General features: G+C 71.1%; 1 protein-coding gene. It reads right to left on the bottom strand.

From position 1 onward, the window contains the following. The coding region (locus tag ACFWJO_RS38625) for an amino acid--tRNA ligase-related protein (RefSeq protein WP_386872876.1) at positions 1–477 on the bottom strand (477 nt) is incomplete at both ends.

Genomic DNA, 477 nt, shown 5'->3' with positions numbered 1-477 from the left:
CAGCTCGGAGACCGCGGTGCCGCGCTCCATGCCGCCGATGATCAGGTCCCACGCCTCGATGACCCGGTCGTCCGAGCGGTGCGGGCGCGCGAGCGGCTGAGCGGCCGGCGGGTAGTCGTACACGAACGTGGGGTTCATCAGGGTGGGCTCCACGATCTCTCCGAACAGCTCGATCACGAGCTTCTCCGCGTCCCACGCGGGGTCCACCTTGACCTCGCGCTCCGCGGCGATCGCCCGCAGCGTCTCGGCGTCCGTCTCCGGGGTGATCTCGCGGCCCACGGCCTCGGACAGCCCCGGGTACACGGCGACCCAGGCCCACTCGCCGTCGAGGTCGATGACGCCCTTCGCGGTCTCGAGCCGACGCCCGGCGCCCACCGCGTCCGCGGCGTTGAGGATGATCTCCTGCATGCGCTCGGCCATGACGTGCATGTCCGCCCACGCCTCATAGGACTCGAGGGTGGTGAACTCGGGCGAGTG

Origin of the sequence: Streptomyces sp. NPDC127092, assembly GCF_042722475.1 — a bacterium.
Taxonomy (GTDB): domain Bacteria; phylum Actinomycetota; class Actinomycetes; order Streptomycetales; family Streptomycetaceae; genus Streptomyces.
Note: the sequence above shows the minus strand (reverse complement) of the source record. Positions and strands in the feature narration are given on the sequence as shown.